We start from the raw sequence: 25,757 nt of genomic DNA on the forward strand, positions 1-25,757 counted from the left end.
CATCGCCACCTCCCGCCATTCGACTTTCAATGGAAGCCGGCGGGAGGTCGACTGAGCGACATTGCCGCATCCGTCCTTCAATCGGGGTATGGCAGGCCATAGCGGTCGCGGATCGTCGCGGCTTCATATTCGCGCGGGTAAACCCCACGATCCTGCAGTACCGGAACAACTTGTTCGACGAATTCAGCGATATCATCGGGCGCCCGTGGCGGCTGTAATGTGTAGCCGTCCACTGTGCCATCCTGCCAGAGCTCGATAATGCCGTCCGCTACCTCTTCCGCCGTGCCGAGCAGCAGCCGGTGGTGTCCTTCCGAGCGGCGTACGGCCTCGCGGGCAGTCAGTTTTTCATGGGTCAGAAGATCGGAAAGGCCAAGGCCCATGCCTACCGCCCATTGCCGGTTCTGATCGGGGATGAAACGCTCGGCATCGAGTTTTGCGTCGGGGTCGAAATCGCGAGGCTCTATGCCGTTTTCTCTGGCGAAACGTGCCAGGAGACCGTCTTCCGAACCGGCGCCGCTGTAGAGTTCGTGTTTACGCAAGGCTTCCTGCCGGGTTTCGCCGAGAATGACGACGAGGCCGGGTACGATGCGGATGCCAGAGGGATCGCGCCCGAGGGAGACGGCGCGGTCGCGGACCTTCTTGCCAAAGGCCTGCCCTGCGGGACGTGACAGAATATTGCAATAGATGATCTCGCCATGGCGTGCCGCGAGATCAATGCCGCCTTCGGAGGCGCCGGCCTGCGCGATAACGGGATGCCCCTGCGGCCCGCGCGGAACGTTGAGGGGGCCTTTGACATGGAAATATTGCCCCTCATGATCGATGGTTTCGGCTGTCGCCGCATCCCAGAAGCGGTTCTCCGGCACGTCGCTCTCGCGGCGGGGGTCCCAGCTAGACCAGAGCTTTTTTGCGACATCCAGGAATTCGGTAGCCTTGGCATAACGTTCGCTGCGCGGCGGCAGCGGGTCGTTGCCAAAATTGGCGGCAACATTGGGATTAAAGGAAGAAACGATATTGACGATCAGCCGGCCGCCGGTGACGAGATCGATGGATTGAGTTCGTCTGGCGAAATTATAGGGCGAATTGTAGGTGGAGGACACGGTTGCCACAAAGCCGATATCCGGCACCTGTGCGGCAAGCGATGTCGAGAGGATGAGCGGATCAATGGTGTGGAACGGCCGGCTTGCCGGGTCGGTCAGCAGTGCCGGGTGGTCGGAAAGGAAAACGGCGTCGAACCGGCCCTTATGCGCCAGTTCCGTCAGTCGTCGGTAATATCCGATATCGTTTATATCGTGCCGGTCTCCGCTCCGATATTTCCAGGCATTGGCGAGATATCCTGTCGTGTTGATGCCGACGTTGAGATTGAGCCGGCGTTTGGTCTTGCTCATGCTGCCACTTTTTCTTTCGGGTCTGTTGGATTATCGGCCTGTATGGCCGCGCAATTGCGGGAAGCGTAACAGCCGGGGGGCCGGTCGCGAGTTAAAAATCCTTGCTGTGTGGAGAAGAAAAACTTTCGTCTCCAGTTTCACCCGCGCGTGGTCGATCTGATCGATGCCCGACAAAAATCCCAGCGAAATCCTGCTTTTATCGAAAGGATATTCCGCCATGCGGCGCATGAGCTGGTAAGATGGAAACGAATTTCCTCAATCGCGTTTGAAATAGTACACTTTATCTATAGAAAATGTTTTATGGCGTGTAGCGTGCCGTCCAGATCGCAATTTCGAGGACGAACGCCATGGCCAACGCCGCTCTTCGCCAGGGAACCCAACCCGTAACGGTGTGGTATACACGCTGCCCGGCGCCCACGCCGCTTTCCATCGCAACGCAACTGGGCTGGATTGAGCAGAGTTTTGCCAACCACGGCATCTCCGTTTCGTCCATTCGCGATGCGGCCGATCCAGCCATTCGCCAGAGTCATTTTGATCATCGGCTGGACTGGTCGTTCCGTCAGGGCGGCAACATCCCACCGATCTGGGCGAAATCCGGTGGCCGGAAAACACGGCTGGTGGGGCTGACAAGGACCGACGAGTTCCAGGCCGTCATTGCCTTGCCCGCAAGTGGCATAAGCAAGGGAAGCGACCTGAAGGGGCGGCGCATCGGTCTGCCGAAGCGCCCGGACGAGATCATCGATTTCCAGCGCGCCACCTCGCTCAAGGGCATCGTGTCGGCATTGACGGTCTCGGGGCTTTCCATCGCAGATGTCGAGCTTGTCGAGCTTGCCGCCAAAGAACCCGTGCTGCTCGGCCCGACGGAGGAACGGTTCCACGGTCTGCGCCGGCGGCTTCCCTATGGCGAGGAAATCGCAGCATTACACCGGGGCCAAATCGATGCATTTTTCGTCAAGGGCGCGGAAGGCGTCACTGTCGCCAATCTCATCGCCGCGCAGGTCGTGGTATCGACGGGTTTTCACCCTGATCCGAAGATCCGCATCAATAACGGTACGCCGCGTCCCCTGACCGTGGACGCCACTTTTGCCGATGAGCGTCCGGATCTGGTAGCGGAACTGGTGGCCACGGTTCAGCGCGTTGCGGATTGGGCAAATGACAATCCGGGGGGAGGCCGTGCGTTTCATCGCTCGCGAGATCGGCGTCAGCGAGGAGGCGGTTCTCGCTGCGAATGGCCCGGACGTATATCGCAATCTGAGACTCTATCTCGATCCGGCTGAGCTGGATGCGCTCAGTCACTTCAAGGATTTCCTGCTGCAATGGAAATTCATTCCCGAAGATTTCGATGTGCAGGACTGGGCCGATCCACGCGCCCTTTCTGCACCGCAGGATACCGCGCACCATATTGTTGGGAGATGATAACATCATGGCAGCCATCATTCTTGTAACGGGTGCAACGGGCAAGCTCGGGCAAAGGGTCGTCAGCCGTCTTTTGCAACGTCAGGCGGAGGTTCGGGTATTGACCCGCCGGCGCGAAGACGCGCTGAAGCTGTGGGGCGACAGGGTCGAGATTGCGGAGGGTAATTTTTCCGATCGGGCCAGCCTGAAGGCGGCGGCGCGGGGGACCGACAGGGTGTTTCTGCTTTCCCCCATCGGGGAGACGCTGGCGGCAGACCAGAAGACGGTCATCGATGCCGCTCTCTCCGCCGGTATATCGCGGATCGTGAAAATATCCGGTTCCGACTGGACTATTGGAAATGCTGCACGCTCGATTTCGGGAGCGGCGCATGGCGGGGTGGAACAATATCTGGCGGCAAGCGGCATCGCGCATACGGTGTTGCGGCCGAACGCCTGGATGCAGGTTGCGCTGGAGCCTGTTGTCGCCGCGCTTCGCAAAGGCGAGGACGTGCCGGCCCGTTTCGGCGATGCGGCGGTCTCCTTCATCGATGCCGACGATATTGCCGATGTCGCTGTACAGGCTCTGGCTTCAAGCGCACCGCTCGTCGGCCCATTGGTGCTGACCGGACGCGAAGCGCTGACGGCGCTGGAAATTGCCCGCATTGCGGCCCGTATCCTGCATCGGCCCGTTGGCGTTTCGCACCATGCTGCCCCCGTCTTTCCGCCGCATATCGGCGCTTTCGAACAGACGGCGATCGGTGAATTCGGAGAACTCATCCGCGAAGGTTTCGCCGCATCCATCACCGACGCCATCTACCATATCACCGGCCGCCAGCCCCGCAGTGTCGAAGATTATCTGCGCGCGCGGCTGGCGACTGCCCCACAGGGCGATCATTCCGAGGGAGAAAAGACATGGCGCTGACTGTTCCATTACCCGAAGATTCTGAGCTCAAAGGTCTTGAGCTGAAAGGCCCGGCTGATTTCGACGACAGCCCGCTCAGTCGCGCCATCAAGCAGCCCCTGATGCTCGGTCTGTTCCTCAATCTGCAGGATATCAATTTCTCCAGCTTGCCGACCAGCAACAGCTGGACCTTCGATTACAATGTCGAACTGGTGAAGCGTGCCGAAGAGCTCGGTTTCGAAATCGCCTTCAGTCGCACGCAATGGCTGCCGAAGGGTGGTTATGACGGTGAATCCTCGCTTGACAGTTTCATTGCGCTTGGCGCGATGGCGGCGGTGACGATGAGCATTTTGCTGATCTCCACCATCCACGTTCTTTACGGGCCCCTGCATCCGCTGCATCTCGCCAAATATGGCGCGACGCTGGATCATATCGCCCAAGGGCGCTGGGGCATCAACATCGTCACCGGCCACCGTGCCATCGAACATGAAATGTTCGGCTGGCAGCGGATCGATCATGACAAGCGTTATGACATGGCGGGGGAATTGTTCGATGTGCTCCACCGCCTTTGGGGAGAAACCGAAAACTTCACTTATGAAGGCAAGCTCAACCCGTGGGCAATCAACAATGGCTGGATCACGCCGAAGCCCGCTTTCGGCCGTCCGCCGCTGGTGACAGCGACCGGTTCTCCCGCCGGTATCGATTTCGCCGCCCGTCATTCCGATCTGGTTTTCGTCACTTCACCCGGCGGTGCGCATATAGACAGTGCGCTCGAAACGCTTCCCGATCATGTCGCCACCATCAAGAACCGCGCCAAAGCCTATGGCCGGCAGGTGAAGACGATCATCAATCCGATCATTGTCAGTCGCGATACGGAGAAGGAGGCGATCGCCTATGCCGATGCCATCGAGGCCGGAAAGCCGCAGCCCGGCACGCGTGCTTTCGCCACCAACAATTACGACAGCGACGCCCATGCCTGGCGCGGACGCGGTGATGCACGCCACAAGCAGGGCCGCAATCTAGGTGGCAATATCGAAATCATCGGCTCGCCGGAACAGGTGGTCGAGCAGCTTGTCGGCCTGAAGAAGGCGGGGATCGATGGCGTTCAGCTGAATTTCTACGATTTCCGCGAAGACCTCGATTATTTCGCCGAGCGTATTCTGCCCTTGATGAAGGAGGCGGGCCTGAGGCTCTGACGCCTTTCCAGCCCTGATTTTCCTATCCGAAGCCAATCCTTCGCAATCGTCCGATTGCGAAAACGATATTTTTGTCCTGAGGAGATACCGTGAATATCGCCGTCGATCCCGTTAAAACACCCGCCCCTAAAATCATCGACCGGATCGGGACGTTTGTTCCCGAGCTCATCTCCATCCGCCACGACCTGCACCAGCATCCAGAAATCGGCTTCGAGGAGGTGCGCACGTCAGGCATCGTCGCTGAAAAGCTTGCTTCCTGGGGCATCGAGGTTCATCGCGGTTATGGCAAGACCGGCGTGGTTGGCGTGCTGCGCGGCCGTCATGCGGGCAATCGCTCCATCGGGCTCCGGGCCGATATGGATGCCCTGCCGATGCCCGAGGAAACCGGTCTGCCCTATGCATCCGTCTACCCCGGAAAGTTCCATGGCTGCGGGCATGATGTGCACACCACCATCCTGCTCGGCACCGCCCGTTATCTGGCGGAAACCCGCGATTTCGCCGGCACGGTGGTGTTCATTTTCCAGCCTGCCGAAGAGGGGCTGGGCGGCGCGCGCGCCATGATTGCCGATGGGCTGTTCAAGGATTTTCCGGTCGACGAAATTTACGGGCTCCACAATTCCACCCATGCCGCGCCCAATCACCTCAAGGTTTCGCCGGGCACCATTCTGGCTGGTGCGGATTTCTTTGACATCCGGCTCAAGGGCCGGGGTGCTCATGCCGCGCATCCCGATGTCTCCCGCGACCCGGTGCCGGCAACGGGTGAGCTGATCCAGGCGCTGCAGACCATCGTCAGCCGCAACGTATCGCCCACCGATCCCGCCGTGCTGTCGATCACGCGCATTGAAGCTGGATCAGCCTATAACGTCATTCCCGAAACGGCCGCGATTGCCGGAACAGTTCGAGCCTTCTCCGACAGCGTGCGCGAAACCATAAGGGGCCGCATCCGCACCATCTCGGATCACATCGCTGCTGCCTATGGCCTGACTGCTGAGGTGGATATTCGCGACATATTCTCGGTCCTCACCAATGATGACGTGTCAGTGGAAATCGTTGCCGGCGTGGCGCGCGAGGTTCTGGGAGACGAGCACGTTTCCACCGAGCCCGGCCGCTTCATGGGCAGCGAGGATTTCGCCGATCTTTTGAAACACGCACCGGGTGCGTTTTTCACCCTTGGCCATTCCGGCACGGTACCTGCCCACAATCCCGGTTTCATCGTTGACGACGACATCCTCCCCGTCGGTGCGACCCTGTTCGCGCGGCTGGTGGAAACCCGGCTGAAACCTGCCTGAAGTTTAAAAAACAAGTCTGTAAGAGGAAACATCCATGGATATTACAAGACGTAAGACATTGCTTCTGAGTGCCGCCCTGGCCGGAGCCACATTGCTGCCATCCCTGCCGACGCTGGCGGCGGAAACGCCGAAAAAGGGCGGGATCGTCACTTTTGCAGGTCTTGGTGAGCCAACCACGCTGGTGCCGCTTTCCGATTCCAATACGCGCACCCGCGCCATTTCCACGAAAATCCTCGAGGGTCTGGTGCGGTTCGACAGCGAGTTCAAACCGCATCCGGTTCTGGCCGAAAGCTGGGAAACATCGGCCGACGGGCTGCGCTATACTTTCAAATTGCGCAAGGGTGTCAAATGGCATGATGGCAAGGATTTCACGTCGCAGGACGTCAAATTTTCGTTGCTTGCCTTCAAGAAGGTCGGGCCACGGGGGCGCATCACCTTCGCCAATGTTGCCGATATCGAAACGCCTGATCCGCTGACGGCCGTGGTGGTGCTTTCCAAACCCGCGCCTTATCTACTGCGCGCGCTGACGGGCGGAGAAACGCCCATATTGCCGGCCCATGCCTATGCTTCGGAAAACTACAATGAAAGCCCGAACGGCAATGCGCCAATCGGCACAGGCCCCTTCGTGTTCGAGGAATGGAAACGCGGCAGCTATGTGAAGCTGAAGAAGAACCCGGATTACTGGCAGGCCGATCTGCCCTACCTTGATGGTTTCGTGGCACGGTTCGTCGCCGATGCGGCTTCCACCACCATTTCCGTGGAGACGGGTGAGGCGGATTACACCGCCGATGTCTCCTACAGCGACCTTGAGCGCCTGCGGCAAAATCCGAAACTGGCTGTGGAGGTCTATACCGACGCTTATCTCAACAATGCGGCCGTGTTCGAGTTCAATCTGGAGAACCCAATTCTGGCGAAGAAGGAGGTGCGTCACGCGCTGGCCCACGCCATCGACCGCGATTTCATCAATGACGCCATCTTCTTCGGGACGGCGAAACCTGCCGGTTCCAACATCCCGGCAGTCTTCACCGCCTATAACGACGAAAAGCCTTTCACCTATCCCTTCGATCTCGCCAAGGCGAATGAGTTGCTGGACAAGGCCGGCTACCCGAAGGGCGCGGATGGCACCCGCTTTTCGCTGCGGCTCGCTTTTCTGCCGTCCGACGTCTTCCGTAAAACGTCCGAATATCTCCGCTCATCCTTCGGCAAACTCGGCGTGAAGGTGGATATCGTCGAAGGCGATCTCGCCACCTTCATCAAGCGCGTTTATACCGAGCGCGGTTTCGACCTGACGGTGAACGGCATCAGCCGGTTGTTCGATCCGACGGCGGGCGTGCAGCGTCTTTACTGGTCCGATGGCATCAAGAACCCCGCGCCTTATGTCAACGCCGCCCACTATAACAATCCTACGGTGGACAATCTTTTCCGGGCGGCCGCCATCGAGGTTGATGAAACGAAGCGGGCCGGGCAGTTCCATGAGATCCAGAAAGTCGTCGGCGATGACCTGCCGAATTTCTCGATCGTTGCTTTGCCGACCGTCATTCTACGCAACACCAGCCTGAAATCGCTCGTGACGACCATCGACATTGCCTATGGCGATCTGGCGACAGCCTGGAAAAGCGAGTGAGGATAGAAATCCAATAACCCTGCGCGTGAGAATTATGACGAACTTTTCTCCGCATTCAACGTCATCCTCGGTCTTGTACCGAGGATCTGCCAAGGCATCCTACGCCTTGTAGATCGCAGATGCTCGGGACAGGCCGGAGCATGACGAAGGAGAGGTTTTACGCCAACAGCATCTCACCAGAACCCGGCAATTCTGCCGGGTTTTTTATTGCCGAAACCCACCCTCCATCCTGTTTGCACCTTCGCGCGGCAAGCCTGTTTCAGGGAAAAACTTTGCGCATGAGACAGATCAGGTGAAACAGCGATGCCATCCATGAAAATTTCGAAAAAATCAATTTCATCAATAATTTAGCGCAAAGCTTTTCTTCGTTTCCAAGCAAGAATTGCTTTCTGGACCCGCGCTATGGCCGCCTGCACTGTGAGCTGGAAATCTCACCCTCACATGATGGATGCCATGGCCAAGGATACGCTTTTTTTGATCGCTCCCGGTTTTGAAGACCCCAAGCACCCCGGTGTCCGGTTCGTCTGCCCGCATTGTAACCAGATCGAGGGTCTGCTCGCCGCGTTTCCTGACCTTGCCGCTGGGATCGACGTCCACCGCGTCGGGTTCCAGCGCCCACGTGAGGCGGTTATCGCCGCCGTGGGGGAGGAAAATCAGTCGCTGCCGCTGTTCATCTTCGCCGGCGACGCGCCTGCCGACGTCACGGTCAAGGGCGAGACGCATTTCATTCAGGACACCAAACGCATTTTGCAAATCCTCGCCGAGCGCCACGGGTTCCCGCAGCTGCACTGAGTTGCCGCACCCCGCATATCGGATTTTTCGGAGATAGATATGACCATTTCCAGACGCCAGTTTCATAAGATCGCACTTGCTGCCGGCGCATTCGTGGCGCTCCCGGGCGGTTCTTTCGCCGCGGCCGAAGAGCCGGTTTCGGGCGGCACGCTCAAGATCGTTTATTTTCCTGAGCCGACCCAGCTCGTGGCCATCAATACCAGTGCGGGCGGACCGCAGTTCATCGGCTCGAAGATTTATGATGGGCTTCTGACCTATGACTATGAGCTTTCGCCGAAGCCGAGCCTCGCCAGGGAATGGAGCGTATCGGCGGACGGACTGGAATATGTTTTCCACCTCCAGCCGAAGGCCAAATTCCATGACGGCAAACCGGTAACATCGGCGGATGTGGAATTTTCCATCCTGCGGCTGAAAGAGGCCCATCCGCGCGGTCGGGCGACGTTCGCGAATGTCGAACGCGTCGATACTTCCGATCCGCTGGTCGCGAAGGTGAAGCTCTCCAAGCCGGCGCGCCGGGCCTGATCACCGCGCTCGCGTCTTCGGAATCGCCCATCGTGCCGAAGCACATCTTCGAAACCTTCAAACCGACCGACAATCCCAAGCCTGCCCAGATCATCGGCAGCGGCCCCTTCGTGCTGAAGGAATGGGTGCCCGGCAGCCATATCCTGCTGGAGAAAAATGCCGACTACTGGGATGCGCCGCGCCCCTATCTGGAGCGCGTCATCATTCGCCTCATCAACGATGCGGGCGCCCGCGCGGCGGCGCTGGAAACCGGGGAAGGGGATATTGGCCCCAACCCTGTGGCGCTCGCCGATCTGGAGCGGCTGAAAGCAATCCCGACGTTGAAGGTGGATGACCGCATCTATGCCTATGCCGGCCAGCAGAACCAGCTGGTCATCAATCTGGAGAACGAATATCTGAAGGAACTGAAGGTCCGGCAGGCTATTGCCCACGCCATCGATGTTCCGGCGTTGATCGATACCGTGCTTTACGGTTACGCCGTGCCATCGCCGACGCCGATCAGCCCCGGTCTTGCGAAGTTTCACAATCCCGATATCGGTTTTGCCAAGTTCGACGTCGCGCAGGCGGAAAAATTGCTGGATGAGGCGGGTTTCCCGCGCAAGGAGGGCGGCAAGCGCTTCAAGCTCCGCGTCACCACCAACCCGTTCAATCCGCAGACCTATTCGGATTTCATCGCGCAGGCGCTGTCGAAGATCGGGATTGAGGCCGATATCCAGAAATTCGATTTCGGCACCTATGTGAAGGTGGTCTACACTGACCGCGCCTGGGACCTTTCGGTGGAATCCCTGTCCAACACTTTCGATCCGACGGCCGGCGTCCAGCGCGTCTACTGGAGCAAGAACTTCAAGATCGGCCTGCCATTCTCAAATGCCAGCCACTACGCCAATCCGGAGGTGGACCGGCTGCTGGAAGCGGCGGCCGTGGAGCCTGACATCGAGAAACGCGCTGCCTTCTTCAAGGAATTTCAGGCCGTTGTCGCGAAAGATCTTCCCGTCATCAATCTCGTCGCACCCATCCAGCCGGTCGTCGGCAGCGTGCGCATCAAGGATTATGCGACGGGGGCCGAAGGTCTCGGCGGCAATCTGGCCAGGGCATGGCTGACGAAGGAGGCGTGAGCCGCCGCAGTTGGTTCTTAGAGCAGTGAGGTCATTTCCATGAGCAGAAAATCCGAAAAGCTTGTTCTCAACGCCTTCATCTATCCGGGCGGACATCACGAAGCGGCCTGGCGGCATCCGGATTCGGAGCCGCACCGCGTCACCGATATCAGGCTTTATCAGGATATCGCCCGCAAGGCCGAGGCGGCGAAGCTGGATGCGATCTTCTTTGCCGATGCGCCGGTGCTGGATGCCAATATCCGCTATGCCGCCCGCCACCGGCTGGAGCCGATCACCATGCTGGCGGCGCTCGCCGCCGTCACCGAAAAGATCGGCTTCATCGCCACGGCGTCGACCACCTATTATGAGCCTTATAATCTCGCCCGGCTGTTTGCCTCTGTTGATCATATCAGCGGCGGCCGTGTGGGCTGGAACATCGTTACGACCTCGGCGGATGCAGCGGCCGGCAATTTCAACCTCCAGAAGCACCCGCCGCATGCCGATCGTTACCGTCAGGCCATCGAGTTCGTCGATGTGGTGACAAAGCTCTGGGACAGCTGGGAAGACGATGCCATCGTCGCCGACAAGGAAAGCGGACTGTTTGCCGAAACAGATCGCATCCATCCCGCCAATCACGATGGCGAATTTTATCGGGTGCGGGGCGCATTGAATGTGCCTCGTTCACCGCAGGGACGGCCAGTCTATGTCCAGGCAGGCTCCTCGGAGGAAGGCCGCGGTTTTGCCGCCCATTATGCTGAGGCAATCTTTACCGCGCATCAGACTCTGGAGAGTGCGCGGTCTTTTTATTCCGACATCAAGCGGCGTGTGGCAGCCACGGGGCGCAATCCCGCCCATGTGAAAATCTTACCCGGCATCAGCCCCTTCATCGCATCAACCGAAGAGGAGGCACGAAACCTTGAGGCCTCCTTCAACGATCTCATCCAGCCGGCATTTTCGCTTGGGCAATTGCAGCGCATCACGGGCATAGACCTGTCATCGGCCGATCTCGACCGGCCGCTGCCGCAGGAGGCCGTGGAAGCGACGCGCGCGCAGGCGAACAGCAGCCGCCATCAGCTGGTTCTCGACGTCATCGACCGGGAAAACCCGACGATCCGGCAATTGCTTCACCGGCTTGCCGGCGGGCGTGGTCACAAGGTCATATCAGGCACACCGGAACAGGTAGCGGACTGGATAGAGACCTGGTTTCGCGAGGGTGCTGCCGACGGATTCAATATCATGCCGCCATGGCTGAATGGCGGGTTTGATCTCTTCGTGGACGAGGTGGTGCCGATCCTCAAACAACGAGGCCTCTTCCGTGAGGATTATGAGGGCGACACGTTGCGTGATCACTACGGTCTGCCACGACCTGACAATATTTACGTGGCGAAAGAGCCGCAAAAGGAACGCGCCTGAGGTGGGACGGGCGTGTTCAGGCGGCGGCCTCAAGAGCGCGCATATCCTCGCGCAACAGAGCGAGTAGAGATGCGACCTCCGGCAGCCGCCGCCTGTCAGGACTGGTCAGGAGGTGATAGCGGCTGGCGGTCGGCTGCGGCGAGCCAAAAGGAGCGATCAGGCGGCCGCTTTTCAGTTCTTCCGAAATCAGCGAATGACGCACCAGGCCTATGCCGTGCCCGGATGAGATCGCTTCTATCAGCGCGGTCTGGCGTGAAAAACGCGGACCAGTTGCGGAAAGCCTGAGCGGAATGCGGCAGGCGCGAAGCCAGTTCGTCCACTCGAATGCCGGGTCAAGGCCATTACCACGCAGCAGCGCAAAGCCGATATCACGCAACCGCTCCGGTTCGCCTGCAAGGCCATGGCGGGTTGCAAAATCCGGGGTGCAGACGGCGCTGACGGTGTCGGGAAATAGCGGTTCATGAATGAAGCCGGGAATTTGGGCGGCGGTGGCGACGATGGCGCAATCGGCATCAAAATGGGTGAGATCGACGGTATCGCCCTCGATGGATTCGATCGAAAGTTCGACGTCTCCGAGAGCCGGAACGATGCTTCCAAGCCGCGGCGCCAGCCAGCGGGCGGCAAAGCAACCTTCCGCCAGAACTTTCAGCTGCGGCCGTGCATTCGAAACCATCAGGTCGGAAAGGCTGCCGATCATGGTCTCGAAAGCATCCGCCAGACCGGGATAAAGCGCGCTGCCGGCATCGGTCAGCACCAATTCACCGCGCTGGCGGCTGAAAAGCGGCTGGCCGAGGTGGGTTTCGAGAATGCGGACCTGCTGTCCGATGGCAGCGGTCGAAACATGCAGCTCCTCCGCCGCGCGTGAGAAGCTGGCGTGGCGCGCAGCCACGACAAAGGCGCGCAGGGCCGTCAGCGGCGGCAGCCGGGAAAGCGTGGGCAGGCGAAAAGCTGTCCGGCCCCCGGCGGGAGCGATAAACTCCGTTCTCATTGCTGCTTCTCCTTTGTCGGCTGCATCTTCCGCACAGTCAGAACACCCGGCCTTCCCTGAGATGTGTCGTCGTGCCGTTGAGATAATAATCACCGATCACCCGCGCTTTGTGGGCAAGCGGATTGTGATTGTAGACGGTGCGGATATTGCGCCAGTGACGGTCGAAATTCCGGTCGCTGGATGTCGCCGAACCGCCCCCCAGTTCATAAAGGTTGGTGGCAACGGTCAGCGACAGCTGCGAGGCAATGATCTGGGTGCGGGCAGTGGCGAGCGAGCCTTCCAGCAAGGCCGCCTCGATCGCCTCTTCATCGCCGGTGGCGAAGGCGGCCGCGGTGCGGTCGAGCGTTCGGGCTGCTTCGCGGATAAGGGTTTTCACCGCGAAGGCGCCGGCGCTGATTTCGCCGAGCATCTTCTGCACGAAGGGGTCCTGATTGGCGGTTTCGGCACTGCTGTGAAGCGTGGTGCGCGCCTGGCGCAAAACATACTCGACACCGTCATTCAGCGCGCCCTGAACGGCGCCGGCGGCCGAGGCGGCAAGGTGCAGCTGCCGCATGGCCGAACTGTGCCGGCCAATCTGGCTGCCGAGCTTACGGGTCGTCAATTCATGCGGCAGAACCTCGACATTATCCAGTAGCACGCCGCCGCTCGCTGTCATGCGCTGGCCCATGCTGTCCCAGTCATCGAGGATGGTGATACCCTGGCGATCAAGCGGAATGAGCACGCCGATTGGTTGCTCGTCATCGCCGATAGCGCTGAAAGTGCCAAAATCGGCAAAGGCGGTGCCGGTTGCATACCATTTGCGACCGTTCAGCCGGTAACGGTCGCCCTCGGCGCTGAGCCGTGTGGTGATTTCGCCGGGGCGCTTGGTGCCCTGTTCGGTGCTGGCACCGGCGAAAAGCTTGCCGGCGAGCACATGTTCGAGATGGCGCCGGTCTTCCAGCTCGATGGGTGCGAGAGCGAGGTTTTCGGTAAAATTGAAATGGCTGCGAAGCGCGTGCGGAATATTACTGTCGGCTTCGCCGAGGATCATCAGCACATCGATATAGTCCGCAATCGAGCCGCCCGGTCCGCCCTTGGCTTCGGGAATACGCAATGTACCGATCTTCGCCTCCTTGATGAGGGCGAAGATATCGTAAGGAAGTTCCCGTTGGCGTTCGCGGCGGGCGGCATCCTTTGCTGCGATAGCCGCAATGTCCTTTGCCCGGGCCAGAATCTCGTCACGGCTCGGTACGCCGGAATTGTCGGTGGTGGTTGTCTGCAGTTTCGGATTGGACATTGCGGTTTTCCCTGAGCGGATGTGAGGGCCTGCGGCACAGCGCGCCGCAGGCATGGTCTTCTGGACGATCAGGCGACCGCGCGCGGCTTGAGCGCCGGGCGGTGTGCGGGCTCAAGATTGCGCGGCACACGGCCTTCAACGGGGTGGCTCGGATCGTTGAAACCGGGTGTGGAGGGATGGCCTGTCGTGACGAGGCTGTCGACCAGCGCTTCATCTTCCGCATCGATCTTCACATCGAGTGCGCGAATATATCCGTCCCAATGCTCTTCGGTGCGCGGGCCAGTGATGGCGGCGGTGACGAACTTGTTGTTCAGCACCCAGGCGAGCGCAAAATCCGCCGCTGAAACACCTTTCGAAGCGGCATGGGCCGCGACCTTTTGGGCGATCTCGACCGATTCCGGACGCCATTCGGTTTCCAAAACGCGCTTGTCGCCACGGCCAACGCGGGTATCGGCGCCGGGCTGTTCGCCAGGCTGGTATTTGCCGGTCAGCACGCCGCGGGCGAGCGGCGAATAGGAGACTACGCCAAGGCCGTAATGATTGGCCGCCGGCAACTGCTCGGCTTCGGCCGTACGGTTGACGATGTTGTAGAGCGGCTGGCTGGCAACCGGCCGGTCGATGCCGAGCTGGTCGGCCAGATGCGAAATTTCGGCGATGCGCCAGCCGCGGAAATTCGACACGCCGAAATAACGCAGCTTGCCGGCGCGGATGAGGTCGGCAATGGCGCGCACCGGCTCTTCCAGCGGCGCATCGAAAACGGCGCGGTGGAAATAGAGGATGTCAATATAATCGGTGTTGAGGCGGCGCAGCGAATTTTCGACCGTTTCGATCACCCATTTGCGCGAATGGCCGCCAAGGTTCGGGCCCTTGGTATGGGAGTTGACGAATTTCGTCGCCAGCACCCAATGGTCGCGACTGGACTTGATACCGCGACCGACGACCTCTTCCGACTTTCCGTCATGATAGACATCGGCCGTGTCGATGAAATTGATGCCCTGTTCGCGAGCCTTGTCGATGATGCGGAAGGCCACATCATCCGGCGTCGGGCCTCCGAACATCATCGTGCCGAGGCTCAGCGGTGAAACTTTCAGCGCGCTGCGTCCGAGATAGCGATAGTCGACCATTATGGTTGCTCCTTCAGTTTATTGGGCATGGTGGCAGGCCACGGCGTGGTTCTTGCCGAAAAGGGTATAGTCAGGTGCTTTTTCGCGACAGAGATCGGTGGCGAGCGGGCAGCGTGTATGAAACCGGCAGCCGGATGGCGGATTGTGCGGGCTCGGCAGATCGCCGGAAATGGGGGCCGCCTGCTTGCGGCGGGCGGGATCGGGAACGGCGGCGAGAAGCGCGCGGGTATAGGGGTGTTTCGGGGATGCCCAGAGTTCCGATGTGGGCGCGCTTTCGACGATCTTGCCAAGATACATGACCAGCACACGATCGGAGAAGTAACGCACCACGGAAAGGTCGTGCGAGACGAAGAGATAGGACAGCGAAAGTCGCTTCTTCATCTCCACCAGAAGATTGAGAATCTGCGCCTGTATCGACAGATCCAGCGCCGAGACCGGCTCGTCACAGACGACCAGTTCCGGTTCCAGAACAAGTGCGCGGGCAATGCCGATACGCTGGCGCTGGCCGCCCGAGAATTCATGCGGATAACGGTCGAGTGAATCCGCCGGCAGGCCCACCTGCGCGACGATGGCTTCAACGATCTCCCGCTGGCGCGCCCGGTCTCCTATGCCGTGGACCTTCAACGGCCCGGTAAGGATGGTGCGCACCGTCTGGCGGGGATTGAGCGAGGCAAAAGGATCCTGAAAGATCATCTGGATGCGGCGGCGAATGCCGCGCAGTTCGGACGATGTCATTGCGGTCACATCCGCACCCTTGAAGGTGATCCTGCCGGAAGACGGTTCGACCAGTCGCATCAGGGACTTGCCGAGCGAAGACTTGCCGCAACCGGATTCGCCCACCAGGGCAACGGTTTCACCCGCCTCGATATCAAGCGACACGTCATCGACGGCGCGCACCGTGCCGCGTCCGCCCGTATAATGGGTGGAAAGACTATGCACCGACAAGAGCGCCATTGGGTATCTCCTGAGATGTTGGAGCAACGAAGGGGCAGGCGGCGTAACGGCCGTCTGAAATCTGCCTCAGCGGTGGTACATATTGCCCGCAGAAACCGCGGGCGCTCGGACAGCGCGGCCGGAAGGCGCAGCCGCGTTCCCCCGTGGCGGAAACGATGGAGCCGGGAATTTCGATGAGCGGCCCGTCGCGATAATGCTGGCCGTCTTCGGCGCGCGGCGAGGCGGCAAGCAGGCCACGCGTATAGGGGTGGTAGGGAGTGGAGAAAACCGGTTCCGGCAGCCCTTCCTCCACCTTGCGTCCGGCATACATGACCATCACCCGGTCCGCCCATTGCGCCACGATGCCGAGATCGTGGGTGATGAGGATGACGGCCATGTTGAGATCACGGCGCAGATTGTCGAGCAGCTGGAGTATCTGCGCCTGTATCGTCACGTCGAGCGCCGTCGTTGCTTCGTCGGCGATCAGCAGTTTCGGATTGCAGGCAACGCCGATGGCGATCATCACGCGCTGTCGCATGCCGCCGGACAGCTGGTGCGGATAATCATCCACTCTACGGCTGGCATCGGGAATGTTGACGAGGTCGAGGAGCTCAATGGCCCGTTTGCGGGCCTGATGTCGATCGATCTTCTCATGGATGCGCAGCACCTCGATGATCTGTTCGCCAACGGTCAGAACCGGGTTCAGCGAGGTCATAGGCTCCTGAAAGATCATGCCGATATCGCGACCGCGAATGCCGCGCCATTGTTTTTCCGAAAGCGGCAGCAGATCGCGCCCTTCGAGCAGAACCCGCCCGCCCGTCTTGGCGTGGGAGGGCAGGAGGCCGATCAGGCCAAGCGCCGTCAGGGATTTGCCCGAGCCGCTCTCTCCGACGATCGCGAGCATTTCACCGGGGCTGACATCGAAACTGACGCCTTTGACGGGCTGGGCAGAGCCGAAGCTGACGGAGAGATCATGGACTTCAATCAGTTTGCTCATCGGCGTTCTTCCGAAAAACGGGGGTTGAGCGCATCGTTGAGGCCATCGCTGATGAGGTTCAGCGAAATGACGGTGAAGACGATGGCAAGGCCGGGAAGGGCGGTCAGATACCAGGCGGTGCGTATTACATCGCGCCCGGACCCGATCATCGAACCCCAGGAAACGCGGTTGGGGTCACCAAGGCCCATGAAGGAAAGTGCTGCTTCCATGAGGATTGCGCCCGCCACCATGACGGAGGAGGTGACGATGATCGGCGGCAGCGCGTTGGGCAGGATTTCCTGAAACACGATGCGCGCATGGCCGTAACCGAGGCTGCGCGCGGCAAGCACGTAGTCCTTCTCGCGGATGGCGCGGAATTCCGCGCGGGTGAGGCGTGCCACCAGTGGCCAGGTGATGATGCCGATCGCCGAGGTGACCGTGGTGACTGAAGGCTGGGCGATGGCGACGAGCACGACCAGCAGCACGAAATTCGGCAAGGTCTGGAAGATTTCGATGAGCTTGACGAGGATATCGTCAATGATGCCGCCGAAATAACCGGCGAAAGCGCCAACGGCGATGCCGATGGTGAGCCCGATCAGTGTCGCCACGACACCGACGGTGAGCGAGATGCGCGCACCATGCACGATGCCTGCCAGAACATCCCGGCCCATGGAATCTGTGCCAAGCGGATAGGCCGCGTTCTGGCCGGGCCACAGGAACGGGCGGGCCACCATTTCCAGGGGATCGCCGGGATAGATCAAGGGGGCGATCAGCGCGGTAACGATGACGGTCGCGAGAAACAGCAGGCCAACGATGGCGTTGGGATTGGTGAGGAAGATTTTCAGTTCCCGCCGCAGGCCGCGCCGGGGCACGGAAACGGAGCGGGCCGAGAGCGCATCCGGCGCATGGATATAGGGCCAGGTCCTTTCTTCGGGCTTCTTCGGTTTGGGGCTGGTTTCTTCAGCGCCGAGTTCGGCCGTGTCGAGAACCGCTGATGTATGGGAGGAATTCATCGGCTTTCTCCAATGCGGGGGTCAAGCCATGCCTGCAACAGGTCCACGGCTGCATTGACGATGATAACGACGAGGGAGGAGAGAAGCAGAATGCCGAGCAGAACGCTGAAATCCCGCGCCATGACGGCTTCGAAAGCAAGGCGGCCAAGGCCGGGCCAGCTGAATACGGTTTCGACCACGACAGCACCACCAAGCAGGCCGCCAATATGCATGCCGGCCATGGTTGTGATGGGGATCAGCGCATTGCGCAGAATGTGGCGTGTGGTCAGCCTGATCGGTGAAACGCCCTTGGCACGAGCGGTGCGCACATAGTCCTGCGACTTCACCTCCAGCATCGCCGCGCGGGTGAGGCGGGCGTAGATCGCCAGAAAATAAAGTGCCAGCGACAGGGCGGGGAGGACAATATAGCGCAGCCGGTCCAGCAGGGCGGAAAACCCGGTGAGGCTGCTGCCAATGGTGCTGTCGCCGCCCGAGGGAAGCCAGCCGAGCTTCACCGAAAAGGTAAGGATCAGCATCAACCCGATCCAGAAACCGGGTACGGAATAAAAGATCAGCGAGCCGATGGAAATGATCCGATCCGGCAGCTTGCCGGAGAAAAGCGCCATGATCGAGCCGAGAAACACGCCGACGAAAATCGCAATGCCGAGCGCCGCGCCCATCAAGGCAAGCGTGCCCGGCAGGCGCTGGCCGATGAGATCAGCCACCGGCATGCCGTAGCGCGGCGAAAATCCGAGGCTGAACTGGGCGAGATTGCCGAGATAATTCATCAGCTGGTGCAGGACCGGCAGGTCCAGCCCGAAACGATTGCGGATTTCCGCCATGGTTTCGACGGTCGCCGAACCCGCTTCCGCAGCCAGCACATCTGCGGCATCGCCCGGAGCCAACTGCAGCAGGAAGAAGTTCAGAATGACGATACCGAGAACCGTCGGGACGGCCTGAATGGCCACCCGTTTCGCCTGCGATAAAATCCTTTTCGAATTTGACATCCGCTCCAGTCCGCAATCGTTAAAACATAAATCCGCCGGTGAAGGCACGGACATTAGTTGACTAATTTTATGGAATTTGTCAAAGAGTAATAGAATTATTTTCTGAAATTTACGGAAAATCGCGCCTTAAAGAAAAGATAATTCCTATTTGTGGGAATGGTTGGTTCACTATCCCAATCTCTTTCTCGTCCGAGGAACAAACTTCTTCCCAAGCGCAAGAGTCCAGTTTCGCCGGTTTTTTGCCGGTTCAATCAAGGAGAGGGTATCGCATGACTGTTTTCAACCAGACGACGCGGCGGGGATTTCTGCTGGCGTCGGTCGCCCTTGGCGTGGTGTCTTTGCCTGGGCTGAAGCTTCGCGCGGCAGAACCTGCCAGTGGCGGAACAGCCACGTTGCTTATCTCGTCGGAACCGCCGGTGCTGACGACGATTGCGCACACGGCCTATAATTCCGTCTATATATCACCGAAGGTCACCGAGGGTCTGCTGACCTATGATTTCGATCTCAATCCCAAGCCGCTGCTGGCAAAATCATGGGACGTGAGCGCGGATGGCCTGCGTTACACCTTCAAGCTGAGACCCGGCGTTAAATGGCATGACGGCAAGCCCTTCACATCCGCCGATGTGGCGTTCTCCATCAACACCATCAAGGAAGTGCATCCGCGCGGCCGCAACACATTCCTCAATCTGACTGCCGTCGAGACGCCGGACGAGCTGACGGCGGTGCTGGTGCTTTCCAAGCCCGCGCCCTACCTCATTACGGCGCTCGCCGCCGCTGAAACGCCGATCGTGCCGAAACACCTCTATGAAGGGACGAAAGTGACCGAAAACCCGGTCAATCTCGCACCCGTTGGTACCGGCCCGTTCAAGTTCAAGGAATGGGTACGCGGCAGCCATATCGTTTTCGAGCGCAATGCCGATTATTGGGATGCGCCGCGCCCCTATCTCGACAAGCTCATCGTTCGCTTCATTCCTGATGCTTCCGCCCGCGCGATTGCCATTGAAACCGGCGAAATAGATCTCGCGCCCAGCACCCCGGTTGCCTATAGCGATCTCGACCGTTTGAAGGAGCTTCCGAGCCTCGGCTTCGAGACCAATGGCTATCAATATACCAACTCGATCAGCCGCGTGGAGTTCAACCTTGAAAAGGATGTCTTCAAGGACGTTCGCGTGCGCCGCGCCTTCGCGCATGTCATCGACCGCAACGTCATCTTCAACACCGTCAACTATGGTTACGGCGCGACGATCACCGGGCCAATCAATCCGAAGCTCACGAAATGGTTCGTGGATGATCTGAAGACTTATCCGATCGATCTGAAGGCCGCCGAAGCGCTGCTCGATGAGGCCGGATACAAGCGCGGCGCCGATGGCATCCGTTTCAAGCTCAATCTGGATTACGTGCCGAGCACCGAGGCCTATCCGCGCGGTGCGGATTATATTCGCCAGGCGCTGGCGAAAGTCGGCGTCGACGTGACGGTGCGCACGCAGGACTTCGCCACCTACACCAAGCGCATCTATACGGATCGCGACTTCGATTTTGCCTATGAGGGCATGAGCAATCTCTTTGATCCGACCGTGGGTGTGCAGCGGCTTTATTGGTCGAAGAACTTCAAGAAGGGCGTGCCTTTCTCCAATGGCGCGGCTTACAGCAATCCGAAGGTGGATGCACTTCTTGAAGCGGCCGCCATCGAGATCGATCCCGACAAGCGCGTTGCGCAATGGAAGGAGATCCAGCAGATCCTCGTTGAGGACGTACCGGCCATCGACATCGTCGCAGCACCTGAAATCACCATCTTCAACAAACGTATCGCCGATCACACCATCGGTGCTGAAGGTGTGGCGGGAAGCCTTGCCTTCGCGCATATCGCCGCATCCTGATCGTCTCACCAGACCCGGCTCGCCCTTGCGGCGGGCCGGGATGTCTCCCTTCAGCCGACGGGCGCCGCAGCTTCGCTTTCCGGTGCCATCGTTTCATTGAGGCCATTCCATGAGCACGTCACTTTCTGAAATCTGGTACACACGCTGCCCGGTGCCCACGCCAGTGGGGCTCGCGGCGCAGCTGGGTTATCTCGAGCAGACCTTCAAAGAGGCCGGCATAGCGCTGAAATCCATCATCGACTCACCTGACCGCTCCGTTCGCCAGAGCCATTTCAACCACACGCTGGAATGGTCGTTCCGCCATGGCGGCAATGTGCCGCCCATCCGTGCCCGCTCGGAAGGGCGCAATACCCGTCTCGTCGGGGTGACGTGGACGGATGAGTTTCAGGCGATCATTACCCTGCCGGAAACCGGTATCCGTTCGCTTGCCGATCTCGTCGGTCGCCGTTTCGGCGTGCCGCGCCGGCCGGAGGGCATCGTCGATTTCATGCGGGCGACGGCGCTGAAGGGCATCGTTTCGGCGCTCTCGCTGGAAGGGCTGAAGGTCGGGGATATCGAACTCACAGATATTGTCATCAAGGATTCGGTGCTCGCCTCGCAGGAAGGGCCGTCGCTGTTCGGCCTGAAGCGCCGGCAATCCTTCGGCGAGGAGATCATCGCGCTCCTGCGCGGCGAGGTCGATGCGATTTTTGTCAAGGGAACGGCTGGCATTGCCGCCGCCAATCTGATCGGTGCCGTGCAGGTGGCGGAGTTCGGTTTTCACCCCGATCCGAAGATACGCATCAATTCCGGTTCACCCCGGGTGTTGACGGTGGATGGGCGGCTTGCCGATGAGCGTCCCGATCTGGTCGAGCGGCTGGTTGCTGCCATCGGCAAAGCCTCGCTCTGGGCGGAGCAGCACCCCGAGGAGACGCGCCGTTTCATCGCGCGTGAGGCTGGCGCGACCGAAGAGCAGGTTCTGGCCGCCAACGGCGCGGAGGTTCACCGCCATCTTGGCCTTGGCCTCGATGCCGACCTTGTCGGTGCCGTGGGCCATTACAAGGACTTCCTGCACCAGCGGGGCTTTCTCGAAAACGACTTCAATCTTGAGAACTGGATCGATGATCGTTTCGTTACGGCGAATGAAAGGGCGGTGGCATGAGCGTCGCACTTTCCGCCGTTCCGAACGCGTCGGCGCAGCGAGCCGATCCGGTCGCCGTGGCAACCGCGCTGGCCGAAGATTTCAGCCTGACGGCTGCGGACCATGACAAAAGCGGTGAATTCGCTGCGGGTAATTTCGAGGCGCTTTTCAGATCAGGCCTGCTCGGTCTTGTCACGGCTGAAAAGGATGGCGGCTGGGGCGAGGGCATGGAAACGACCCATGCCGTCATCACAACCATCGCCAAGGGCGATCCATCGACCGCTCTCATCCTCGCCATGCATTATAGCGTCCATGCCGCGATCCGGCGCGGCAAGTGGCCGGCGGCACTGGCCGCAAGGGTGCTGGCCGCCAATGGCCGGGAATTGGCACTCCTCAACAACGCGCAGGCAGAGCCGGGTGTCGGTTCGCCGGCCCATGGCGGCCTGCCGGAAACAACGGCGCGAATTGAGGGCGATGTCTGGGTCGTCAACGGCCGCAAGAGCTTCGTGACTGGCCTGCCGGGCCTGAAATGGGCGATCGTGCTCGCCGTGACGACGGAAGAGACGCCGCGCCTCATCCAGCTCCTGGTTCCTCTCGACGCGACTGGAATCACCCAGGAAAAGGCATGGGAAGCGACCGGCATGTACGCCACCGCCAGTCATGATCTGGTGTTGGAGGACGTCAGGGTGCCACTTGCCGATATCGTGGCCGAGCAACCGGCGGATGAGCCGCTGCGGCGCGATGAAGTGGACGGTTACAATTTCTTCGTGCTGCTGGCTTCCGTCTATCACGGCGTCGCGCTCTCGGCGCGGGACGATCTGCTGCGCCATCTTAATGGCCATGTTCCGGCGAGTCTCGGGGCACCGCTGTCCTCCATCCCCCGCATTCAGGAAGGTCTCGGTCAGATCGAAGTATTGCTGGCGGCGAACAGACGCCTGCTTGCCTCCGTCGCCCGGGATATCGATGCGGGGGAGAGAGTGGGAACCGATGCACTGGCCGTTCGCCATGTCGTGATTGACAATGCGGTGGCGGTGACGGATCTGGCTCTGGAACTGGGCGGCAATCGCGGCCTGCGCCGGGACTACAATCTTGAGCGCCATCACCGCGATGCCATCACGGCACGGGCGCATGCGCCGCAGAGCCATATGATCCGCACGATCCTTGGCCGCCAGAGCATCAAGGCAGCCGGTGGCTGACCGGAGGAGGCATTGGGCGGTCCTGTTTCAGCAGGGTCGCCCGGCAGCGTCACCGCATCAATCCCGCAGCAGCGGCAGCAGCCTGTCGCCCTGCCGCTCAATTTCTTTCAGATAGGGCGTATCGGACAGCACGAAATGGGTGATCCCCAACGCACGATACTTCTTGAGCGACGTTGCGACATCTTCCGCTGATCCTACAAGCCACGTCGTACCGGCGCCGCCGCCACCAAATTTGCCCGGAGCGGTGTAAAGATTGTCGTCCAGCACGTCGCTCTGCCGGTGCAAGTCCAGAAGGCGGCGCTGGCCGACTGCGACTGCCTGAAGATGGTCGTTCCAGCGCACGCCATTGTTTGCGGCCATCTCGGCAACCTTTGCTTCCGCATCGCGCCACGCCTCGGCGGTCGTTTCGCGCACCAGCGTGGTGATCCGCAGGCCGAATTGCAGCGGCGGCAGATCGCGGCCGAGCGTTTCACTGAGGTACCTGAGCCGTTCTATCCGCTCACGCACACCGGCGAGCGGCTCTCCCCAGAAAAGCTGCACGTCGGCCTCGGTTGCGGCAACCTGCTCGGCTGCTTCGGAAGCGCCGCCGAAATAGAGTTTGGGATGCGGCCTGCCTTCGCGCGGCGCGATGCGCGGCAGGACAGTGGAGTTCTTCACCCGGAAATGCTCACCTTCGAACGAGACGTTTTCCTCCGTCCAGAGCCGCCGCACCAGCCGCATGAATTCTTTCGTGCGGGCATAACGCTGCGCCTGATCGCCTTCTTCGTCGCCATAGGCCGCAAGCTCATCCCTGCCGGAGACGATGTTGATCCTGACCCTGCCACCCGAAAGCTGGTCGAGGGTGGCGGCTGCCGATGCGAGGTTGGCCGGTTTCCAGTAGCCGGGGCGGATGGCGATCAGCGGTTCGAATGTGGTGGTGCGCGCAGTAAGCGCCGCCGCCACCGTGAACGTGTCGGGTCTTCCCCAACCCGTGCCGACCAGCGCGCCTTTCCAGCCATGGGTTTCAAGCGCCCTGGCATGGCCCGTCAACGTGTCGAGACTGTTGTGATTATCGCTGACGGCATCGCCACGGTGACCGGGTTTGACGTCATTGGGGATGTACCAGAGAAATTCGCTCGTGCTGCTCACATTATCCGCCTGAATTTTCGTTTGTGGTGCGGCGGAGCGGCTCTGCCAAAGCCCGGCCTCTGCCACTTGGGCTACGGGAAGCGCAAGCCTACCCACGTGCGAGAATGGCAAAGCGGCGACGGCCCGGCGAAGCAGCGACGTTTCTTTTGTTGTCCGGCAGAGGAAAAGCTTTCCGTCTGGAAAGCCTAAATTGCACATATTTTCTATATAAAAAATTTGAGGAAATGATTTCCTCTGACGGACATTATCTTGGGGACCGAGAACGTATTTTCTGAGCTATCGGATTTGTCTGGATCGTTTTTCCTCGTGCATCCAAAAGGTGAGCAAGGCCATAGTCGACTGGAATCATAAAATTCACCATGCTTGGTGCACTCGCACACAACCTACGGAGCAGGCATGTGTACCACCTTGATTGTTCCTGGCCTGAATGGTTCGGATGAAGGGCACTGGCAGCGACATTGGTTGCTGGATGATCCCGATGCCCAACTGGTTGATCAGGACAATTGGCAATGCCCGGTTCTCGACGACTGGCTTGACCGTCTGGAGGCAGCGCTGGCGACCGTCGAAAGTGCTTATGTCGTCGCCCACAGCCTCGGTTGCCTGCTGGTGGCGAATATGGCGTCTCGACCCTCCGCCGCCAAGATCAGGGGCGCGCTTCTGGTTGCACCCGCTCATCTCGACCGCGTGGAGGCGATGCATCCCTGTATTGTGCGGTTCGGCGCATTTCCGCAGCAGCCGCTTGCTTTTCCGAGCCTCGTCGTGGGCAGTATGAACGATCCCTACATGGATGCCGAAGAGCTCTCGCGCAGTGCCAGCCTGTGGGGGAGCGATCTCATCAATCTCGGCGCCGTCGGGCATATCAATATTGCCAGCGGCTACGGACGATGGCCCGAGGGTTATGCTCTGCTCGAACGGCTGAAGATGGGTAACGCACCCGCAAAGGCGGGGACCCGATCGAGGTCGAACACACTGACTGCGCTCAGTGATGCGGATTTTTGAAGAGAAGAGTGGTCGTTTGCGGTCCATGTCCTGCCATTGGCCGTCGGAAACGGATTTTTTCCCTCACGCCGCAAGCTTGGTCCACATTTGCCGATGATCCTCTAATTATAGAATAGTAATTTTATCGAAAATATTGACGATTTTGGATGATCGCCTGAGGATGGAGTGAGTAGAGCAAAGGAGGCGCACATGCCGCAGGGACTTCATGCGTTTACTCGATCTGTTCGGTTTGACCCGGCGTCAGCCGCGTGACGAGGAACAGGTCAGCCTTCATCCCTTGGACCATTCCGGACGCATAAGGCGAGAAAAAAGCGATCTCGAACTCGAGCGGGAAGAAATCTGCGAAATGAATTTTGCAATGCTCGGCCTTTACCCGGTCTTCTGACGGCTATTGGCGGAGGCTTCGTTTCGCTTCGCAGGGCGGGTTATCCGGGAGAGAAACTCTCCATGCCGAATGGAAATTGGAACAAAATTTCTTAAACGCGCCGGGGAATTGGCTACCCTTTATCATCAGAACGCATTGCCCGAAG

At 59.8% G+C, this 25,757-nt stretch carries 21 protein-coding genes and 2 pseudogenes; 13 read left to right on the forward strand and 10 right to left on the reverse strand.

The features are described 5' to 3' along the window. Positions 1-77: 77 nt before the first annotated feature. Positions 78-1,385, reverse strand: coding sequence for an NtaA/DmoA family FMN-dependent monooxygenase (locus EGT36_RS24840; RefSeq protein ID WP_125271247.1), 1,308 nt, complete (start codon positions 1,383-1,385; stop codon positions 78-80). Positions 1,386-1,732: 347 nt separating this feature from the next. Here EGT36_RS24840 and EGT36_RS24845 point away from each other — a divergent pair. From EGT36_RS24845 to EGT36_RS24865, 5 genes and pseudogenes are all read left to right on the forward strand, one after another. Beyond that, positions 1,733-2,801 (forward strand): annotated as a pseudogene (locus tag EGT36_RS24845) (ABC transporter substrate-binding protein). Positions 2,802-2,808: 7 nt separating this feature from the next. Then, positions 2,809-3,702: an NmrA family NAD(P)-binding protein gene (locus tag EGT36_RS24850; protein WP_125271248.1), complete on the forward strand. Its 894-nt coding sequence runs from the start codon at positions 2,809-2,811 to the stop codon at positions 3,700-3,702. Continuing rightward, positions 3,693-4,877: an LLM class flavin-dependent oxidoreductase gene (locus tag EGT36_RS24855; RefSeq protein ID WP_125271249.1), complete on the forward strand. Its 1,185-nt coding sequence runs from the start codon at positions 3,693-3,695 to the stop codon at positions 4,875-4,877. The genes EGT36_RS24850 and EGT36_RS24855 overlap by 10 nt, the downstream gene beginning before the upstream one ends. Positions 4,878-4,966: 89 nt before the next feature. Further along, on the forward strand, positions 4,967-6,166 hold the full coding sequence (locus tag EGT36_RS24860; protein WP_125271250.1) for a M20 aminoacylase family protein: 1,200 nt from the start codon (positions 4,967-4,969) through the stop codon (positions 6,164-6,166). Between the two features lie 34 nt (positions 6,167-6,200). Then, positions 6,201-7,790, forward strand: coding sequence for an ABC transporter substrate-binding protein (locus tag EGT36_RS24865; RefSeq protein ID WP_035206882.1), 1,590 nt, complete (start codon positions 6,201-6,203; stop codon positions 7,788-7,790). Positions 7,791-7,963: 173 nt separating this feature from the next. Here EGT36_RS24865 and EGT36_RS30840 read toward each other — a convergent pair whose 3' ends face one another. Further along, positions 7,964-8,104 carry a hypothetical protein gene (locus EGT36_RS30840; protein ID WP_160200342.1) on the reverse strand — a complete coding sequence of 47 codons (141 nt, stop codon included), beginning with the start codon at positions 8,102-8,104 and terminating at the stop codon, positions 7,964-7,966. Between the two features lie 127 nt (positions 8,105-8,231). Here EGT36_RS30840 and EGT36_RS24870 point away from each other — a divergent pair, with 127 nt between their 5' ends. The 3 genes and pseudogenes from EGT36_RS24870 to EGT36_RS24880 all read left to right on the forward strand — a co-directional run bounded on the left by EGT36_RS24870 (position 8,232) and on the right by EGT36_RS24880 (position 11,611). Continuing rightward, on the forward strand, positions 8,232-8,582 hold the full coding sequence (locus EGT36_RS24870) for a DUF3088 domain-containing protein (protein WP_125271251.1): 351 nt from the start codon (positions 8,232-8,234) through the stop codon (positions 8,580-8,582). Positions 8,583-8,621: 39 nt separating this feature from the next. Beyond that, a pseudogene (locus EGT36_RS24875) lies at positions 8,622-10,219 on the forward strand (ABC transporter substrate-binding protein). A 39-nt stretch (positions 10,220-10,258) separates the two neighbouring features. Next, positions 10,259-11,611 carry an LLM class flavin-dependent oxidoreductase gene (locus tag EGT36_RS24880; RefSeq protein ID WP_064263473.1) on the forward strand — a complete coding sequence of 451 codons (1,353 nt, stop codon included), beginning with the start codon at positions 10,259-10,261 and terminating at the stop codon, positions 11,609-11,611. A gap of 16 nt (positions 11,612-11,627) precedes the next feature. Here the strand turns inward: EGT36_RS24880 and EGT36_RS24885 are convergent, their stop codons facing one another. The 7 genes from EGT36_RS24885 to EGT36_RS24915 form a co-directional block, all read right to left on the reverse strand. Beyond that, positions 11,628-12,599 carry a LysR substrate-binding domain-containing protein gene (locus tag EGT36_RS24885; protein WP_125271252.1) on the reverse strand — a complete coding sequence of 324 codons (972 nt, stop codon included), beginning with the start codon at positions 12,597-12,599 and terminating at the stop codon, positions 11,628-11,630. A gap of 37 nt (positions 12,600-12,636) precedes the next feature. Then, positions 12,637-13,875 (reverse strand): acyl-CoA dehydrogenase family protein, encoded by a 1,239-nt coding sequence (locus EGT36_RS24890; protein WP_125271253.1) that lies wholly within the window; start codon positions 13,873-13,875, stop codon positions 12,637-12,639. Positions 13,876-13,943: 68 nt separating this feature from the next. After that, positions 13,944-14,999: an aldo/keto reductase gene (locus tag EGT36_RS24895; RefSeq protein WP_107339469.1), complete on the reverse strand. Its 1,056-nt coding sequence runs from the start codon at positions 14,997-14,999 to the stop codon at positions 13,944-13,946. Positions 15,000-15,017: 18 nt separating this feature from the next. Beyond that, positions 15,018-15,953 carry an ABC transporter ATP-binding protein gene (locus tag EGT36_RS24900; RefSeq protein ID WP_006698435.1) on the reverse strand — a complete coding sequence of 312 codons (936 nt, stop codon included), beginning with the start codon at positions 15,951-15,953 and terminating at the stop codon, positions 15,018-15,020. Continuing rightward, positions 15,931-16,929 (reverse strand): ABC transporter ATP-binding protein, encoded by a 999-nt coding sequence (locus tag EGT36_RS24905; RefSeq protein WP_004445479.1) that lies wholly within the window; start codon positions 16,927-16,929, stop codon positions 15,931-15,933. Before EGT36_RS24905 ends, EGT36_RS24900 begins: the two co-directional genes overlap by 23 nt. Then, positions 16,926-17,921 carry an ABC transporter permease gene (locus tag EGT36_RS24910; protein WP_125271254.1) on the reverse strand — a complete coding sequence of 332 codons (996 nt, stop codon included), beginning with the start codon at positions 17,919-17,921 and terminating at the stop codon, positions 16,926-16,928. The genes EGT36_RS24905 and EGT36_RS24910 overlap by 4 nt, the downstream gene beginning before the upstream one ends. After that, positions 17,918-18,907, reverse strand: a complete 990-nt coding sequence (locus EGT36_RS24915) for an ABC transporter permease (RefSeq protein WP_004445474.1) — start codon at positions 18,905-18,907, stop codon at positions 17,918-17,920. Before EGT36_RS24915 ends, EGT36_RS24910 begins: the two co-directional genes overlap by 4 nt. Positions 18,908-19,176: 269 nt before the next feature. Between EGT36_RS24915 and EGT36_RS24920 the strand changes: the two genes are divergently transcribed. From EGT36_RS24920 to EGT36_RS24930, 3 genes are all read left to right on the forward strand, one after another. After that, complete coding sequence (locus EGT36_RS24920; RefSeq protein WP_044459197.1) at positions 19,177-20,784, forward strand: ABC transporter substrate-binding protein; 1,608 nt, start codon at positions 19,177-19,179, stop codon at positions 20,782-20,784. A 109-nt stretch (positions 20,785-20,893) separates the two neighbouring features. Next, entirely contained in the window at positions 20,894-21,925 is a 1,032-nt protein-coding gene (locus EGT36_RS24925; protein WP_125271255.1) for an ABC transporter substrate-binding protein, read from the forward strand. Beyond that, entirely contained in the window at positions 21,922-23,100 is a 1,179-nt protein-coding gene (locus EGT36_RS24930; RefSeq protein WP_125271256.1) for an acyl-CoA dehydrogenase family protein, read from the forward strand. Before EGT36_RS24925 ends, EGT36_RS24930 begins: the two co-directional genes overlap by 4 nt. Positions 23,101-23,157: 57 nt before the next feature. Here EGT36_RS24930 and EGT36_RS24935 read toward each other — a convergent pair whose 3' ends face one another. Continuing rightward, positions 23,158-24,228 (reverse strand): LLM class flavin-dependent oxidoreductase, encoded by a 1,071-nt coding sequence (locus EGT36_RS24935; protein ID WP_006698430.1) that lies wholly within the window; start codon positions 24,226-24,228, stop codon positions 23,158-23,160. 396 nt (positions 24,229-24,624) lie between these two features. On the opposite strand from EGT36_RS24935, the gene EGT36_RS24940 reads away from it, so the two are divergent. Together EGT36_RS24940 and EGT36_RS24945 are read left to right on the forward strand one after the other, a co-directional pair. Further along, a complete protein-coding gene (locus EGT36_RS24940) occupies positions 24,625-25,227 on the forward strand; it encodes an alpha/beta hydrolase (RefSeq protein WP_125271257.1) in 603 nt (200 codons plus the stop codon). Between the two features lie 205 nt (positions 25,228-25,432). Then, positions 25,433-25,612 (forward strand): hypothetical protein, encoded by a 180-nt coding sequence (locus EGT36_RS24945; RefSeq protein WP_286084337.1) that lies wholly within the window; start codon positions 25,433-25,435, stop codon positions 25,610-25,612. Positions 25,613-25,757: the final 145 nt, after the last annotated feature.

The organism is Agrobacterium sp. FDAARGOS_525 (assembly GCF_003938925.1).
Lineage (GTDB): Bacteria > Pseudomonadota > Alphaproteobacteria > Rhizobiales > Rhizobiaceae > Agrobacterium > Agrobacterium pusense.

Excerpts from the sequence above, each read along its gene's own strand:
- EGT36_RS24840 (WP_125271247.1), bottom strand. The coding sequence starts at position 1,385 with ATGAGCAAGACCAAACGCCGGCTCAATCTCAACGTCGGCATCAACACG.
- EGT36_RS24850 (WP_125271248.1), top strand. The coding sequence starts at position 2,809 with ATGGCAGCCATCATTCTTGTAACGGGTGCAACGGGCAAGCTCGGGCAA.
- EGT36_RS24855 (WP_125271249.1), top strand. The coding sequence starts at position 3,693 with ATGGCGCTGACTGTTCCATTACCCGAAGATTCTGAGCTCAAAGGTCTT.
- EGT36_RS24865 (WP_035206882.1), top strand. The coding sequence starts at position 6,201 with ATGGATATTACAAGACGTAAGACATTGCTTCTGAGTGCCGCCCTGGCC.
- EGT36_RS30840 (WP_160200342.1), bottom strand. The coding sequence starts at position 8,104 with ATGGATGGCATCGCTGTTTCACCTGATCTGTCTCATGCGCAAAGTTTT.
- EGT36_RS24870 (WP_125271251.1), top strand. The coding sequence starts at position 8,232 with ATGATGGATGCCATGGCCAAGGATACGCTTTTTTTGATCGCTCCCGGT.
- EGT36_RS24880 (WP_064263473.1), top strand. The coding sequence starts at position 10,259 with ATGAGCAGAAAATCCGAAAAGCTTGTTCTCAACGCCTTCATCTATCCG.
- EGT36_RS24885 (WP_125271252.1), bottom strand. The coding sequence starts at position 12,599 with ATGAGAACGGAGTTTATCGCTCCCGCCGGGGGCCGGACAGCTTTTCGC.
- EGT36_RS24890 (WP_125271253.1), bottom strand. The coding sequence starts at position 13,875 with ATGTCCAATCCGAAACTGCAGACAACCACCACCGACAATTCCGGCGTA.
- EGT36_RS24895 (WP_107339469.1), bottom strand. The coding sequence starts at position 14,999 with ATGGTCGACTATCGCTATCTCGGACGCAGCGCGCTGAAAGTTTCACCG.
- EGT36_RS24900 (WP_006698435.1), bottom strand. The coding sequence starts at position 15,953 with ATGGCGCTCTTGTCGGTGCATAGTCTTTCCACCCATTATACGGGCGGA.
- EGT36_RS24905 (WP_004445479.1), bottom strand. The coding sequence starts at position 16,929 with ATGAGCAAACTGATTGAAGTCCATGATCTCTCCGTCAGCTTCGGCTCT.
- EGT36_RS24910 (WP_125271254.1), bottom strand. The coding sequence starts at position 17,921 with ATGAATTCCTCCCATACATCAGCGGTTCTCGACACGGCCGAACTCGGC.
- EGT36_RS24915 (WP_004445474.1), bottom strand. The coding sequence starts at position 18,907 with ATGTCAAATTCGAAAAGGATTTTATCGCAGGCGAAACGGGTGGCCATT.
- EGT36_RS24920 (WP_044459197.1), top strand. The coding sequence starts at position 19,177 with ATGACTGTTTTCAACCAGACGACGCGGCGGGGATTTCTGCTGGCGTCG.
- EGT36_RS24925 (WP_125271255.1), top strand. The coding sequence starts at position 20,894 with ATGAGCACGTCACTTTCTGAAATCTGGTACACACGCTGCCCGGTGCCC.
- EGT36_RS24930 (WP_125271256.1), top strand. The coding sequence starts at position 21,922 with ATGAGCGTCGCACTTTCCGCCGTTCCGAACGCGTCGGCGCAGCGAGCC.
- EGT36_RS24940 (WP_125271257.1), top strand. The coding sequence starts at position 24,625 with ATGTGTACCACCTTGATTGTTCCTGGCCTGAATGGTTCGGATGAAGGG.
- EGT36_RS24945 (WP_286084337.1), top strand. The coding sequence starts at position 25,433 with ATGCGTTTACTCGATCTGTTCGGTTTGACCCGGCGTCAGCCGCGTGAC.